11 protein-coding genes are annotated in these 15147 nt (G+C 73.2%); all 11 read left to right on the top strand.

The genetic code is table 11. The features are described 5' to 3' along the window. Positions 1-201: 201 nt before the first annotated feature. The 11 genes from ACZ5ID_RS16470 to ACZ5ID_RS16420 all read left to right on the top strand — a co-directional run bounded on the left by ACZ5ID_RS16470 (position 202) and on the right by ACZ5ID_RS16420 (position 15090). Entirely contained in the window at positions 202-1419 is a 1218-nt protein-coding gene (locus ACZ5ID_RS16470; protein WP_468897902.1) for an ROK family transcriptional regulator, read from the top strand. Between the two features lie 75 nt (positions 1420-1494). Continuing rightward, positions 1495-2841, top strand: coding sequence for an ABC transporter substrate-binding protein (locus ACZ5ID_RS16465; protein WP_468897900.1), 1347 nt, complete (start codon positions 1495-1497; stop codon positions 2839-2841). 31 nt (positions 2842-2872) lie between these two features. Next, positions 2873-3814, top strand: a complete 942-nt coding sequence (locus ACZ5ID_RS16460) for a carbohydrate ABC transporter permease (protein WP_468897898.1) — start codon at positions 2873-2875, stop codon at positions 3812-3814. A gap of 12 nt (positions 3815-3826) precedes the next feature. Beyond that, positions 3827-4708: a carbohydrate ABC transporter permease gene (locus ACZ5ID_RS16455; protein WP_468897896.1), complete on the top strand. Its 882-nt coding sequence runs from the start codon at positions 3827-3829 to the stop codon at positions 4706-4708. Positions 4709-4712: 4 nt separating this feature from the next. Beyond that, positions 4713-5978 (top strand): 6-phospho-beta-glucosidase, encoded by a 1266-nt coding sequence (locus tag ACZ5ID_RS16450; protein ID WP_468897894.1) that lies wholly within the window; start codon positions 4713-4715, stop codon positions 5976-5978. After that, positions 5975-6955 carry an N-acetylglucosamine kinase gene (locus ACZ5ID_RS16445; RefSeq protein WP_468897993.1) on the top strand — a complete coding sequence of 327 codons (981 nt, stop codon included), beginning with the start codon at positions 5975-5977 and terminating at the stop codon, positions 6953-6955. The genes ACZ5ID_RS16450 and ACZ5ID_RS16445 overlap by 4 nt, the downstream gene beginning before the upstream one ends. A gap of 280 nt (positions 6956-7235) precedes the next feature. Next, on the top strand, positions 7236-8612 hold the full coding sequence (locus tag ACZ5ID_RS16440) for a hypothetical protein (RefSeq protein ID WP_468897892.1): 1377 nt from the start codon (positions 7236-7238) through the stop codon (positions 8610-8612). Between the two features lie 61 nt (positions 8613-8673). Continuing rightward, complete coding sequence (locus tag ACZ5ID_RS16435) at positions 8674-9651, top strand: glutamate ABC transporter substrate-binding protein (RefSeq protein WP_468897890.1); 978 nt, start codon at positions 8674-8676, stop codon at positions 9649-9651. A gap of 61 nt (positions 9652-9712) precedes the next feature. After that, a complete protein-coding gene (locus ACZ5ID_RS16430) occupies positions 9713-11041 on the top strand; it encodes a coiled-coil domain-containing protein (protein ID WP_468897888.1) in 1329 nt (442 codons plus the stop codon). 50 nt (positions 11042-11091) lie between these two features. Then, on the top strand, positions 11092-13764 hold the full coding sequence (locus tag ACZ5ID_RS16425; RefSeq protein ID WP_468897991.1) for a tetratricopeptide repeat protein: 2673 nt from the start codon (positions 11092-11094) through the stop codon (positions 13762-13764). A gap of 3 nt (positions 13765-13767) precedes the next feature. Beyond that, positions 13768-15090, top strand: a complete 1323-nt coding sequence (locus ACZ5ID_RS16420) for a PP2C family protein-serine/threonine phosphatase (RefSeq protein ID WP_468897886.1) — start codon at positions 13768-13770, stop codon at positions 15088-15090. The last annotated feature ends 57 nt before the right edge of the window (positions 15091-15147 follow it).

Below are 15147 nucleotides of genomic sequence, written 5' to 3'. Positions count from 1 at the left end.
CGGCGGGGGCGCCCTTCGCCGTGTGCGGGGCCGCCCGTGGCGGCCGGCCGCCGAGGTAACGCTTTGGTAGCCCCCGCCGTTCACCCCATTGACGCCCCCCGGACCAGCGGCCTACTTTCCTCCCATCAGATAGGAAACTTTCCTAACAGTGATGTGGGAGAGTAAGAGCCTTCTCAGAGCCGAAGGGCAGGTGCAGCCGCCGTGGCCGGTACTACCCCGGGAACGCCGCGCGTACTCCGCGCCATGAACGACCGTGCCGCGCTCGATCTGCTGCTGGAGCACGGGCCCCTGTCCCGTACCCGGATCGGGAAGCTCACCGGGCTCTCCAAGCCGACCGCCTCGCAGCTGCTGGCGCGGCTGGAGGCGGCCGGGCTGGTCGTGGCGACCGGGACCACCGAGGGGCGGCCCGGACCCAACGCGCAGCTGTACGCGGTCAACGCCCGCGCCGCGCACGTCGCCGGGCTCGATGTCACCCCCGAGCGCATCCGCGCCGCCGTCGCGGACGTCGCCGGGGACGTGGTCGGGGAGTTCGAGGTGCGCACCCCGGGGCGCCGGACCGGCGAGTCGGTGGTGCGCCAGGTCACCGACGCGCTGGACGGGGCCGTGAAGGCCGCCGACCTCGTCCGCGCCGATCTGCACCGCGTCGTCATCGGCACGCCCGGCGCCTTCGACCCCGGCACCGGACGGCTGCGGTACGCCTCCCATCTGCCCGGCTGGCACTCCCCCACCCTCCTCGACGAGCTCGCGGCGGCGCTGCCCATGCCGGTCGAGTACGAGAACGACGTCAACCTCGCGGCCATCGCGGAGCAGCGGCTCGGCGCCGCGCGCGGCCATGACGACTTCGTCCTGCTGTGGAACGAGGGCGGTCTCGGCGCCGCGCTCGTCATCGGCGGCCGGCTGCACCGCGGGTTCACCGGCGGCGCGGGCGAGGTCGGCTTCCTGCCGGTGCCGGGCGCCCCGCTGGTGCGGCACGTCACCAAGGCGAACTCCGGCGGCTTCCAGGAGCTGGCCGGCGGGCAGGTGGTCCCGCGCCTCGCCCGGGAGCTCGGTGTCGCCGACATCCCCGGCGGCCCGTCCACCGAGGCCGCCGCCGCCCTGGTCGCCCGCGCCGCCGAGGCCGTACGGGAGCGGGAGAGCGGGCCCTACCGCACACTCCTGGAGACCTTCGCCACCGGTCTGGCCACCGGTCTCGCCTCCCTGGTCGCCGTGCTCGACCCCGAGCTGGTGGTCCTCTCCGGCGCCCTGATCTCGGCCGGGGGCGAGCCCCTGCGCGCCCTGGTCCAGCACGAGCTGGGCGAGCTCGCCGCCTCCCGGCCGCGGCTCGTCATCGGCGAGGTGCGCCACCACCCCGTCCTGCGCGGCGCGTTGGAGAGCGCCCTCGCCGCCACCCGCGACGAGGTCTTCGACACCTCGCGCTGACCCCCCGCCACCCCCGACGCACCTCCGTACATCCGCACACCCCCTTTCCCAGCCCCTGCCCCGGGAGACTTCGCCATGTCCGGAAACAGCCCAGGCCGCCGCACATCGGCCGCCGCCCTCGCCGTGACCGCCTCCATCGCCCTGTTCGCCTCCGCCTGTACGGGCCAGAGCTCCTCCTCCGCCGAGGACGACGCCTCCAAGGAGACGACGATCACCTTCTGGCACGGCTGGAGCGCCCCCGAGGAGGTCAAGGCGATCCAGGCCAACGTCGACGCCTTCCAGAAGGCGCACCCCAACATCCATGTGAAGGTCGTCGGCAACATCAACGACGACAAGATCAACCAGGCGCTGCGCGCGGGCGGTTCGAACGCGCCGGACGTGGTCTCCTCCTTCACCACCAACAACGTCGGCAAGTTCTGCTCCTCCCGCGCCTTCGTCGACCTCGCGCCCTTCCTCAAGAAGGACGGGATCGACCCGGCGAAGACCTTCCCGAAGGCGATGAACGAGTACACGCAGTTCGAGGGGAGGCGCTGCACGCTCCCGCTGCTCGGCGACGCCTACGCGCTGTACTACAACAAGGACGCCTTCACGGCCGCCGGGATCACCGCGCCGCCCCGGACGTGGAGCGAGTTCGCCGCCGACGCCAAGAAGCTGACGAAGACGAAGGGCGACTCGTACGAGCAGCTCGGGTTCATGCCCGACTACCACGGCTACGAGTCGACGACCGAGCACTACATCGCGCAGTGGTCGCCCACGTACTTCGACTCCAGCGGCAAGTCGAACATCGCCAAGGACCCGGCCTTCGCCCAGGGGCTCGCCTTCCAGAAGCAGCTGGTGGACGACCTGGGGGGCTTCCAGAAGCTGGAGAAGTTCCGCTCGGGCTTCGGTGACGAGTTCGGCGCCAAGCACCCCTTCCACCTGGGGCAGGTCGCCATGCAGATGGACGGCGAGTGGCGGCTGGGGATGGCCGAGGACGCCAAGCCGAAGTTCGAGATCGGGGTCGCCCCGCTGCCGGTGCCGGACGACCGGGCCGACGGTTACGGCAAGGGGTACATCACCGGCACCATCGCCGGGATCGCCGCCACCTCCGGCAAGCAGAACGCCGCCTGGGAGCTGGTGAAGTACATGACCACCGACACCGAGGCGGTGGTGAACTTCGCCAACGCCATCCACAACGTGCCCTCCACGATGGAGGCGCTCCGGTCCCCGAACCTCAAGTACGACCCGCGGTTCAAGACGTTCCTGGACATCGCGCAGAACCCCGCCTCCACGACCAGCCCGGCCTCGGTCAACGGCGGCCAGTACCTGGTGTCGATCCAGAACCTCGGCTACGACGTGGAGAAGGGCAGGCAGAGCGACGTCCGGGCCGGTCTGGAGAAGACCGCCGCGGAGATCGACAAGGCGATCGACCAGGCCAAGTAGGCCGGGTCCGACGAGCGCCGCGGAGCACCCCATGACGACGTACACCCTGCGCGCCAAGCGCCGCCGGGCGGCCCTGCGGACGGCCGCCTTCATGTCCCCCTGGCTGATCGGCTTCGGCGTCTTCTTCGCCTACCCGCTGATCTCCACCGTCTACTTCTCCTTCACCCACTACGACGGGTTCGCCGACCCCACCTTCAACGGGCTCAGGAACTGGTCGTACGTCTTCAACGACTACCCGCTCTTCTGGCCCGCGCTGCGCAACACGCTGTGGCTGGTGGTGGTGATGGTGGCCTGCCGGGTCGTCTTCGGGCTCGGCATCGGGCTGCTGATCACCAGGATCAAGACGGGCACCGGGGTCTTCCGGACGCTCTTCTACCTGCCCTACCTCGCGCCGCCCGTCGCCGCCACCCTCGCCTTCGTCTTCCTGCTCAACCCCGGTACGGGCCCGGTCAACTCGGTCCTGTCCGACCTGGGCGTCCCGGCACCCGCCTGGTTCACCGACCCCACCTGGTCCAAGCCGGCGCTGACCATGCTGGCGGTGTGGGGCGTCGGCGACCTGATGGTGATCTTCATGGCCGCGCTGCTGGACGTGCCGAGGGAGCAGTACGAGGCGGCCGAGCTGGACGGGGCCTCGTCCTGGCAGCGGTTCCGGTTCGTGACGCTGCCCAACATCTCGCCCATCGTGATGTTCGCGGTGGTCACCGGGATCATCCAGACCATGCAGTACTACACCCAGCCGCTGGTGGCCGGAAAGGTCGCCTCGGGGATCATCGGCAGCTCCGGCCAGCAGTTCGAGCCCGGTTACCCGGACAAGTCGACGCTGACCCTTCCCCAGCTGGTCTACAACCTCGGTTTCCAGCGCTTCGACTACGGCTCCGCCTGTGTGGTCGCCCTGGTCCTCTTCGCCCTCTCCATGGCGTTCACCGCCCTGCTCATGCGGCGCCGTGGCGGACTGATCCAGGCAGGTGACTAGCCGATGGCCGACATGACGTACCCACTCGACGCCCCGGTGACGACGACCCCGGCGGCCCGCACGGCCCGCCGCAAGGCGCTCCTGCACTGGATCGGCGTACACGCCCTCGGGGTCGCGGCGGCCCTCTTCTTCGTGCTGCCGTTCGTCTTCATCGTGCTCACCTCCCTGATGGACGACCAGCAGACGCTGACCCGGGACCTGATCCCCGACCACTGGCAGTGGTCCAACTACAGGAAGGTGTTCGACACCCCCGGCTTCCTCACCTGGTGGCGCAACACCCTGCTCTACGCCGGGCTCGGCACCGTCCTGACCGTGGTGTCGTCCGTCCCGGTGGCCTACGCGCTCGCCAAGTTCCGCTTCCGGGGCCGCAATCTGTCGATGATGCTGGTCATCTCGATGATGATGCTGCCGCCACAGGTGATCATCATTCCGATGTACCTGTTCTGGGCGAAGCAGCTCGACCTGTCCGGCACGCTGTGGCCGCTGATCATCCCGATGGCGTTCGGCGACGCGTTCTCCATCTTCCTGCTGCGGCAGTTCCTGATGACCATCCCGAACGAGTACCTGGACGCGGCCAGGGTGGACGGCTGCGGAGAGCTGCGGACCCTGCTGCGGGTCGTGCTGCCGATGGCCAGGCCGGGCATCGCCGCGGTGGCCCTCTTCCAGTTCTTCTACGCCTGGAACGACTACTTCGGGCCGCAGATCTACGCCTCGGAGAACCCCGGCGCCTGGACGCTCAGTTACGGCCTGGAGTCCTTCAAGGGCGCGCACCACACCGACTGGAACCTGACCATGGCCGCGACCGTACTGGTCATGGCCCCCGTGATCCTCGTGTTCTTCTTCGCGCAGAAGGCGTTCGTCGAGGGTGTCACGCTCACCGGAGTGAAGGGCTAGAGAAATGAAGCTCACCGTGGTCGGCGGAGGATCGACCTACACCCCCGAACTCATCGACGGATTCGCCCGGCTGCGGGACACCCTGCCCATCGAGGAACTGGTCCTGGTCGACCCGGCCGCCGACCGCCTGGAGCTGGTCGGCGGCCTCGCCCGGCGCATCTTCGCCCGGCAGGGCCACCCGGGCACCATCACCACCACCTCCGACCTGGACGCGGGCGTCGCGGACGCCGACGCGGTCCTGCTCCAGCTGCGCGTCGGCGGCCAGGCGGCCCGCGAACAGGACGAGACCTGGCCGCTGGAGTGCGGCTGCGTGGGCCAGGAGACGACCGGGGCGGGCGGTCTCGCCAAGGCGCTGCGGACCGTCCCGGTGGTCCTGGACATCGCCGAGCGGGTGCGGCGCGCCAACCCCGACGCCTGGATCATCGACTTCACCAACCCGGTGGGCATCGTCACGCGCGCGCTGCTCCAGGCCGGCCACAAGGCGGTCGGGCTCTGCAACGTGGCCATCGGCTTCCAGCGCAAGTTCGCCGCGCTGCTCGGCGCCGCGCCCGGCCAGGTCCACCTGGACCACGTGGGGCTCAACCACCTCACCTGGGAGCTCGGGGTGCGCCTGGGCGGCCCCGACGGGGAGAACGTGCTGCCCAAGCTGCTCGCCGAGCACGGGGACGCGGTGGCGGACGACCTGCGCCTGCCCCGGCAGGTCCTCGACCGGCTCGGTGTCGTGCCCTCGTACTATCTGCGCTACTACTACGCACACGACGAGGTCGTACGGGAGCTGGGCACCAAGCCGTCCCGGGCGTCCGAAGTCGCCGAGATGGAACGGCAGTTGCTGACGATGTACGGGGACCCGGCGCTCGACGAGAAGCCGGAGCTGCTGGCCCGGCGCGGCGGCGCCTTCTACTCGGAGGCCGCCGTGGACCTGGCCGCCTCGCTGCTCGGCGACGGCGGCAGCCCGGTACAGGTGGTCAACACCCGCAACAACGGCACCCTGCCCTTCCTCGCCGACGACGCGGTGATCGAGGTGCAGGCGCGGGTCGGCGCGGACGGCCCGGTGCCGCTGGCCGTGCCGGAGCTCGACCCGCTGTACGCGGGGCTGATCGCCCATGTCACGGCGTACGAGGACCTGGCCCTGGAGGCGGCGCTGCGCGGGGGGCGCGAACGGGTGTTCCGGGCGCTGCTCGCCCACCCGCTGGTCGGTCAGTACGCGCTGGCCGACGGCCTCACCGACCGGCTCGTCGCGCACAACCGGGAGCACCTCGCGTGGGCATGAGCGTGCTGGCGATCGACGCCGGCAACAGCAAGACCGACGTCGCCCTGATCGGCCCCGACGGCACGGTCCTGGGGACCGCCCGGGGCGGCGGCTTCCGTCCGCCGGCGGTGGGGGTGGAGACGGCGGTGGACGGGCTGGCGGACGCGGTGGACCAGGCCTGGGCGGCGGCGGGGAACGCCGGCGCGGTGGCGGTCGACCACGTCTCGGCGTGTCTGGCCAACGCCGACCTGCCGGTGGAGGAGCGCCAGTTGACCGAGGCCCTGGCGGCCCGGGGCTGGGGCGGCTCGGTCCGGGTCCACAACGACACCTTCGCGATCCTGCGGGCCGGGCTGCCGCGGGGCGCCGAGCCGCGCGGGGTCGCGGTGGTGTGCGGGGCGGGGATCAACTGCGTCGGGATGACCCCGGACGGCCGCACCGCCCGCTTCCCCGCGCTCGGCAAGATCTCCGGGGACTGGGGCGGGGGCGGCGGCCTCGCCGAGGAGGCCCTGTGGTTCGCCGCGCGCGCCGAGGACGGGCGGGGCGGACCCACCGCGCTGGCCCGGGCGCTGCCGGAGCACTTCGGACTGGCGTCCGTGTACGCGCTGATCGAGGCGCTCCACCTGGAGCACGTGGCGCCCGCCCGCCGCCACGAACTGGCGCCGGTGCTCTTCGCGGTGGCGGCGGCCGGGGACCCGGTGGCCCGGTCGCTGGTGGACCGCCAGGCCCAGGAAATCGTGGCGCTGGCCGTGGTCGCCCTGGAGCGCCTGGACCTGCTCGACGAGGAGACGCCGGTCCTGCTCGGCGGCAGCGTCCTGGCGGCCCGCCATCCCCAACTGGACGACGGGGTACGTACCTTGCTGGCGGCCCGGGCGCCCAAGGCGGTCCCGCTGGTGGTGGCGGCCTCACCGGTACTGGGGGCGGGTCTGCTCGGCCTGGACGCGGTGGGGGCCTCCCCGGAGGTGTTCGAGCGGCTGCGCGGACAGTACGCCGGGGCGTGAGGACGGGTCCGGTGGCGGGCCGCGGGACGGTCCGGGCGCGGGAGCGGCCGGGGGCGCACGCGTAGGAGCGAGGGGCGTGCGCGAGGACGCGCGCGCGGCGCCCTCGCATCCGGTCGCGCCGAGGGGAACCGATCCGCGGCGTGCGGCGTATACATGGTGGGGAGGCAGCGGGGGCAGCGGCGGAGCAAGCGGGTAACAAGATCAGGTCAACCCTTGTGTGGTGGTCGGTCCCTGCATCCATACTGCTGGCCAGGCACTCGGTGACCCAGGGGGAGGTCAAGTGGCACACCCGCCGAGCACACACGCACCGCGGACACCGGTGGCGGCGCCGGCTCCGGCGCCCGCGCCCCGCCGGGGCGGCTGGGCCGTGGCCCGGGAGCGGGTGCGCGCCGCCGCGACGACCGAGCCGGGACGGCTGTGGATCATCGCCGCGGTGGTCGCGCTGCTGGTGGTGGCGTTCGGCGCGGTGACGGCCTGGGAGGTCACCGACCGGGCGGCGGCGGCCGACGACGTGGTGAGCCGCAGCCAGCCGTTGAGCGCCGACGCGGCCTCCATCTACCGCTCGCTGGCCGACGCGGACACGGCGGCTGCCAGCGGCTTCCTCTCGGGCGCCAAGGAGCCCCGCGCTGTCCGCCTGCGGTACGAGTCGGACATCGCGACCGCCTCCCGCCTGCTGGTGAAGGCCGCGGCCAACACCACGGGCAGCTCCGACTCCGGCCGCGCGATAGCCGCGCTCAACGAGCAACTGCCGGTCTACAACGGCCTGATCGAGCAGGCCCGCGCCAACAACCGCCAGGGCTTCCCGGTCGGCGGCGCCTATCTGCGGTACGCGAACGAGCAGATGACCAAGCATCTATTGCCCGCCGCCCAGGAGCTCTACGAGGCGGAGACCGGCCGGCTCTACCACGACTACGACCAGGCGGAGACCTGGCCGTACGCGGCGCTGGCGGTCGGCGCGGTGGCGCTCGGCGCCCTCTTCTGGGCCCAGCGGCGCACCTACCGGCGCACCAACCGGGTCCTCAACCACGGGCTGCTCGCGGGCAGCGCGGCCTCGCTGGTCGTCCTGCTGTGGCTGGTCGCCGGGCACGCGGTGGCCGCCGCCGACCTGTCGACCTCGCGCTCGCACGGACAGGAGTCGCTGAAGGTGCTCAACGACGCCCGGATCAACTCCCTCCAGGCCCGCGCCAACGAGAACCTGACGCTGGTGGCGCGCGGGGCCGTCCTGACCGAGGACGGCAAGGAGGACAAGTACGACGCGGACTACAAGGCGGAGATGAAAGAGCTCGTGGACCAGCTCGGCTCGGCCGGGCGGCTCGCCGACGACAGCGCTGGGCGCACCCCGGTCGAGGAGGCGCGCAGCAGCGTCACCGAGTGGCAGCAGCGGCACGACAAGGCGCACCGGACCGACACCGCCGGCGACTACGGCGACGCGCTCGATCAGGTCATCGGCGCGTCCGGCTCCACCGGCCAGTCCTTCGACCGGGTCGACGCGGCCCTGGAGAAGGCGATCGGGCACGAGCAGCGCGAGTTCACCCGGGCCGCGTCCGACGGCAAGGGGGCGCTGGCCGGGCTTCCGCTGGGCGCCGCGGTGCTGGCGGTGCTGGGCGCGGCGGCGGCGGGCGTGGGCGTCAGCCGCAGGCTCGCGGAGTACAGGTGAGCACCGTGGGATTCAGGGGAACACCGGCCCCGGAGGCACAGCGGCCCCGGCAGGAGGCGCGATGAACAGGAACGGCAGGCTCCGCGGGTGGGGCGGCGTCGGCGCGATGGCGCTCGCCTGCGCCGCCGCCGCTTCCCTGCTGCTCCCGCTGGCGCGGCACGAGACGGGCGGCGACGGGGTGCGGACCGGCGGTCCCGGGGTGGCGAGCGGCCTCCAGGCCAAGGCCGACACCTGCGTCGACCCCGAGGCGAGCCTGCCCCCGTCCTCCGACGGCGGACCGAGCATCGACCGGATCAAGAGGGCCGGGAAGCTGGTCGCGGGCGTCGACCAGAACAGCTTCCGCTGGGGCTACCGCAATCCGGTGGACGGAAAGCTCGAAGGGTTCGACATCGAGCTGGTGCGGGCGATCGCCAAGAACATCCTGGGCGACCCGGACGCGGTCGTCTACCGCGCCATCCCCACCAGCCAGCGCATCACGGCCCTGCAGAGCGGCCAGGTCGACGTCGTCGTACGGACGATGACCATCAACTGCAAGCGGATCGGCCAGGTCGCCTTCTCCTCGGCGTACTTCCAGGCGGGTCAGCAGGTGCTCGCGCCGGACGGGTCGGGGATCACCGGCTACAACGACACGCTGAAGGGCCGGAAGATCTGCGTCGCGGCCGGCTCGACCGCGTTCGACGCCCTGGAGAAGGACTCGCACGGGGCCGTCTACAAGGACCTGACCGTCCCCAACCAGCTGGACTGCCTGGTGCGCCTCCAGCTCGGCCAGGCCGACGCGGTGGTGACGGACAGCGCGCTCGCCGCGAGCCAGGCGGCCCAGGACCCGGCGGTCCGGCTCATGGGCGCCCCGTTCACCAAGGAGTACTACGGGGTGGCCACCAAGCTGGAGAACACCGACCTGGTCCGGCGGATCAACCAGGTCCTGGTGGACTACCGCAGCGGCGGCGACAACAGCCCGTGGATGAAGGCCTACCGCCAGTGGCTCGCCGCCGACCTGCCCGGGATATCGGGCCCGCCCGAGCCCAAGTACCGTTCATAGCGCCCGGCTTGGCCCGGCACGGCACGACCGCACAGACACACGCAGAGCAGAGAGGTGATCGATGGGCGCGGGATCCTTCCCCGGCTCCTCCTCGGGGAGGCCCGTCCGGCCGGTGCTCGACCGGGACGAGGTGGACCGCGCGCTGGCCCGGCTCGACGCCGAGCACGAGGCGATCGAGACCTCGCTGCTCGCCCTCCAGGACCACGCGGGACGGCGGCTGCTGGAGGGCGCCGAACTGACCGGGGTCACCCGCGAGCGCTGGGCGTCGGCCGAGCAGTCGATCACCGTGCTGTGGGCGTACTTCGACGCGTACAAGGCGGCCCTGGACGACGCCCGTGAGCTGCGCGAGCGGCGCCGCTGGCCCTCCCGCGAGGACCTGGTGGAGCTGACCGAGCGGCTGCGCGGCGAGTCGGTCACGGTCGCCGGCGCCGCCTCCCAGGCCGCGTCGCTGACCGGCCCCGCACGGCTGACCGAGCGGTTCACCCTGGAGCAGCTGGTGAACCGGATGAACGAGCTGTACGCGCGCTCGCTCGACCTGGTCGTCGCGGCCGACGCGGTGTGGTCGGCGCTGCCCGCCCGGATAGACCTCCTGGCCGCGGAGCTGCACCGCACCCGGGGGCTGGCCCACTCGGTGGGCGTGCGCCCCGGGGAGCACCCGGCCGGCGACGACCTGGAGTCGATCACCGAGGAGCTGGCGTCGCTGCGGGCGCAGGTGGTGTCGGACCCGCTGGCGTTCTGGGTGCCCGCCCCCGGCAGCTCCGCGCCCGGCGGCGGGCGCCCGGACACCGAGCGCTACGACCGGGCCGCCCGGGCCCTGGAGGACGTACGCCGGGAGATCGACGCGGTGCTGACGGTCCGCCAGGACGCCGAACAGCGGCTGGTGCGGCTGCGGGACGTGCTCTCCCGGGCGGACCGCACCCTCACCGAGGCGCGGGCGGCGCGCGGTGAGGTGCTGGCGAAGATCGCCGCGTCCGAGGTGCCCGCGGTGAGCGGCCCGCCGACCCGGCTCCAGGAGCGCCTGGTGGCCGCCGCCGAGTACCGCAGACACGCCCAGTGGCACCGGCTCTCCCCGCTCCTGGAGTCCCTGGAGCGCGAGGCGGAGGACGAATTGCTGCGCGCGCGGGAGTCGCTGACGGCCGTCACCGCGCCGCTGGCGGTCCGCGCGGAGCTGCGCGGCCGGCTCGACGCCTACAAGGCGAAGGTCGCCCGGCACGGCATGGCCGAGGACCCGCTGCTCGTCGAACGGTACGACGCGGCGCGCCGGATGCTGTGGTCCGCGCCCTGCGATCTGCGCGTCGCCGAGCAGGCGGTGCTGCGGTACCAGCAGGCGGCGGCCGAGGCGCTGGTTCCCCGGCAGCCCGGGCCCGTCGACCAGAGGGGGGAATCGTGAGCGACCAGAAGAAGTGCCAGCGCCCCGGCTGCGAGGGCTCCTACGAGGACATGGGCGGCGGCGAGCTGTACTGCGACACCTGCGGTCTGGCGCCGGTGGTGTCGGTGAACGGGGCCATCGCCTCGCCCGCGACGGGGATCGCCGCGGGCGCCCGCGAAAGCGGCGGCTCCTCCTCCGCCCGTTCCGCGCGCTCCTCCGCCTCGTCCCGCTCCTCCTCGCGCTCCGCCACGTCCCGGCGGTCGGTGTCGGGACGTCTGTCGCGCTCGCTGACGGGGTCGGGCAGCGCCCGCTCGGTCTCGGTGCGCAGCTCGGGCCCGGCGACCGGCGCCTCCGGGCGCAGCAGGCTCGGGGCGGGGCTGGTGAGCGTGCCGGGAGTGCCGCGCCCCGATCCGGCCACGGCCGTGATGGAGCACCCTGAGGTCCCCGAGAGGAAGCGTTTCTGCTCGCGTGCGGACTGCGGGGCGCCGGTCGGCCGCTCGCGCGGGGAGCGGGCCGGGCGCACCGAGGGCTTCTGCACCAAGTGCGGCCACCCGTACTCGTTCGTGCCCAAGCTGCACCGCGGCGACATCGTGCACGGTCAGTACGAGGTGGTGGGCTGTCTGGCGCACGGCGGCCTCGGCTGGGTCTACCTCGCCGTGGACCGCGCCGTCTCCGACCGCTGGGTGGTCCTCAAGGGCCTGCTCGACACCGGCGACCAGGACGCGATGGCGGCGGCGATCTCCGAGCGCCGCTTCCTCGCGGAGATCGAGCACTCCAACATCGTGCGCATCTACAACTTCGTGGAGCACCTCGACCAGCGCACCGGCTCCATGGACGGCTACATCGTCATGGAGTACGTGGGCGGCAAGTCACTCAAGGAGATCGCCAACGAGCGGCGCGGCCCGGAGGGCAAGCGCGACCCGCTCCCCGTCGAGCAGGCCTGCGCGTACGGGATCGAGGCCCTGGAGGCGCTCGGTCATCTGCACAGCCGCAACCTGCTCTACTGCGACTTCAAGGTCGACAACGCGATCCAGACCGAGGACCAGCTCAAGCTGATCGACATGGGCGCGGTCCGCCGGATGGACGACGACGAGTCGGCCATCTACGGCACGGTCGGCTACCAGGCCCCCGAGGTCGCCGAGGCCGGCCCCTCGGTCGCCTCCGACCTCTACACGGTCGCGCGCACCCTCGCGGTGCTCACCTTCGACTTCCAGGGCTACACCAACGTCTTCGCGGACAGCCTGCCGGACCCGGACCACATCGAGGTCTTCCGGACGTACGAGTCGTTCTACCGGTTCCTCGTGCGCGCCACCGACCCCGACCCGGCGCGCCGGTTCGCCTCCGCGCAGGAGATGGCCGAGCAGCTGACCGGGGTGCTGCGGGAGGTCGTGGCGCTCCAGACCGGCCGCCCCCGCCCCGCCCTGTCCACGCTCTTCGGCACCGAACTGCGGGTCACCGACACGACGTTGTTCGCGGAGCTCACCGGCGAGGTCTCGGCGCTGGGGGCCAGAGCGGTGCCGCGGAGCCGGTGGACGCGCGGACGCGCGGCGCGCTCCGGTGCCAACGGCTCCCCGGCGCCGGTCGGCGCCCCCTCCGCCGTGGTCCACACGGGCGGGGGCGCGGTGCCCGTCGCCGTGGCGGGCCCGACCGTCACCGCCGCGCCGCACCCCGCCCCCGGCACGGGCGCCGCGGTGCCGGGCGGCGCACCCGCGCACACCGCCCTCGTCCCCGCGCCCCGCTCCGGCGGCGCCCCGGCCCCGTACGGCGGGAGAGCGGACGGCGACGGCTATCTGCGCCCGCTCGACGCGCCCGCCACCGCGCTGGCGCTGCCGGTGCCGCACGTGGACCCGGGCGACCCCAACGCGGGCTTCCTGGCCGGTCTGATGGGCGCCGCGCCCGCCGAGCTGATCGCCGCGCTGCGCACCGCGCCCGCCAACTCGGTGGAGAAGCGGCTGCGCGAGCTGCGCGCCCGGCTCGACCTCGGCGAACTCCTCTCGGCGGCCCGGGGCCTGGAATCCCTGGAGGCCGACCACCCCGACGACTGGCGGGTCGTCTGGTACCGGGGCGTGGCCTCGCTGGTCTCCGGCGACCACGAGAACGCCGCACTCTCCTTCGACGCCGTCTACGACGCGTTCCCGGGTGAGCCGACGCCCAAGCTGGCGCTCGGTGTGTGCGCGGAGGTGCTGGGCCAGCTCGACAACGCCGCCGAGTACTACCGGCTGGTGTGGACGACGGACCCGAGTTATGTGAGCGCCGCCTTCGGCCTGGCCCGGGTCCAACTGGCCGCCGGGGAGCGCGAGGCGGCCGTGGCCACCCTGGAGTCGGTGCCGGAGGCCTCCATCCACTACACGGCGGCCCGGGTCGCCGCCGTCCGGGCGAGGCTGCGCCGGCGCGCCCCGGGTGACGCGCTGCTGGCCGATCTGCGGGCCGCGGCGGACCAGGTGGAGGCGCTCCAGCAGCTGGGCCTGGACGCGGTGCGCCGCGAGCGGCTGGCCACCGAGGTCCTCGGTACCGCGCTCGACTGGGTACTCTCCGGAAGCCGGGGCGCCCCCGGTGAGGGCGGGCGGCCCGGCGACGGCCCGGGCGGCGGGGCCATACTTCTCGGCAGCGAGCTGGACGAACGAGGCCTGCGCTTCGGCCTGGAGCGTTCGTACCGGGTGCTCGCCCGGCTCGCCGGCAGCGGCGAGGAGCGGATCGAACTGGTGGAGCGGGCCAACCGCTTCCGCCCCCGGACGTGGGTGTGATTGATGGCGCAGATGCACCAGCCGGCAACCGGGACGTGCCCCGGCTGCCACGAGCCGCTGGAGTCGGGCGACCGGTACTGCGGGGCCTGCGGGTACGACCTGTCGGCCGCGCCCGTGGCCGCGACGGACAGCCCGACGGTGGTCCTGGGCAGCCCCGTGGCGGGTGAGGCGTGGCCCGCCGCCCGTACGGCGGAGGGCCCGGCGGCGGCCCCGGTGCTCCTGCCCACCGATCTGCCCGGCACCGACTCGGGCGGCTCCCCGCTGCCCGGGAACGTCCGGCACGACGGGCCCGGCGGCGAACCCGAGCCCGAGCCGGAGGAGTACCCGCTGCCCGCGCCGGACCCCCGTACGGCCGACCCGTCCGCCCTCGACGACCGGGCCACCCACGTCAGCACGCCCCTGAAGGTCTGTGTGGCCTGCCGGGCCGGGCGGGTCGACGACGACGGGTACTGCGAGAACTGCGGGCACGCCCAGCCGCGCGAGCGCGACCACATGGAGCAGGAGCTCGGTCCGGTGGCGGCGGTCAGCGACCGGGGGCTGCGCCACCACCGCAACGAGGACGCGTTCGCGGTGTCCACCACCGCGCTGCCCGACGGCTCCCCCGCCGTCGTCGCGATCGTCTGCGACGGCGTCTCCTCCGCGACCCGCCCCGACGAGGCCTCGGCCGCGGCGGCGGCCCGCGCCAACGAGTCGCTGCTCCAGGCGCTGCCCCAGGGCACGCATCCCCAGCAGGCCATGCACGAGGCGATCGTGGCCGCCGCCGATGCGGTCAACTCCCTGGCCGGGCAGACCGATTCGGGGCCGGAGCAGGACCCCCAGCGCCATCAGAACGCACCGGCCTGCACCCTGGTCGGCGCCATCGCCGCGGGCGGCCTGCTGGTGGTCGGCTGGGTCGGCGACAGCCGCGCCTACTGGGTGCCCGACGACCGTACGACCCCGCCCGCCCGGCTCACCGAGGACGACTCCTGGGCCGCGCAGATGGTGGCGGCGGGCCTGATGAGCGAGGCCGACGCGTACGCGGACGAGCGGGCGCACGCCATCACCGGCTGGCTGGGCGCCGACGCCTACGAACTGGAGCCGCACACCGCCGCGTTCAAGCCGGACCGCTCCGGTGTGGTCGTGGTCTGCACCGACGGGCTGTGGAACTACGCGGAGGGCGCCGAGGAGATGGCCGGGGCCGTGCCCGCGGACGCCGCCGAACGGCCGCTGCACAGCGCCCAGGTGCTGGTCGGCCACGCCCTGGACGGCGGCGGCCACGACAACGTAACAGTGGCCGTCGTGCCGTTCGCGGTCCCGCGGCCGGGGGCAGGATCCGCCTACAACTAGGCCGTGGCACCGGTTTTCCCCGCATTCTCGTCTCTTCAGGCCCAGAAGCCTCAAGGA

Source organism: Streptomyces sp. NPDC031670 (genome assembly GCF_055580545.1).
This window is presented reverse-complemented; position numbering and strand designations above follow the sequence as displayed.

Bases quoted from the DNA above. Each gene is read 5' to 3' on its own strand.
- ACZ5ID_RS16420 (WP_468897886.1), top strand. From the start codon at position 13,768: ATGGCGCAGATGCACCAGCCGGCAACCGGGACGTGCCCCGGCTGCCAC.
- ACZ5ID_RS16425 (WP_468897991.1), top strand. From the start codon at position 11,092: ATGGGCGGCGGCGAGCTGTACTGCGACACCTGCGGTCTGGCGCCGGTG.
- ACZ5ID_RS16445 (WP_468897993.1), top strand. From the start codon at position 5,975: ATGAGCGTGCTGGCGATCGACGCCGGCAACAGCAAGACCGACGTCGCC.
- ACZ5ID_RS16460 (WP_468897898.1), top strand. From the start codon at position 2,873: ATGACGACGTACACCCTGCGCGCCAAGCGCCGCCGGGCGGCCCTGCGG.
- ACZ5ID_RS16450 (WP_468897894.1), top strand. From the start codon at position 4,713: ATGAAGCTCACCGTGGTCGGCGGAGGATCGACCTACACCCCCGAACTC.
- ACZ5ID_RS16435 (WP_468897890.1), top strand. From the start codon at position 8,674: ATGAACAGGAACGGCAGGCTCCGCGGGTGGGGCGGCGTCGGCGCGATG.
- ACZ5ID_RS16430 (WP_468897888.1), top strand. From the start codon at position 9,713: ATGGGCGCGGGATCCTTCCCCGGCTCCTCCTCGGGGAGGCCCGTCCGG.
- ACZ5ID_RS16465 (WP_468897900.1), top strand. From the start codon at position 1,495: ATGTCCGGAAACAGCCCAGGCCGCCGCACATCGGCCGCCGCCCTCGCC.
- ACZ5ID_RS16455 (WP_468897896.1), top strand. From the start codon at position 3,827: ATGACGTACCCACTCGACGCCCCGGTGACGACGACCCCGGCGGCCCGC.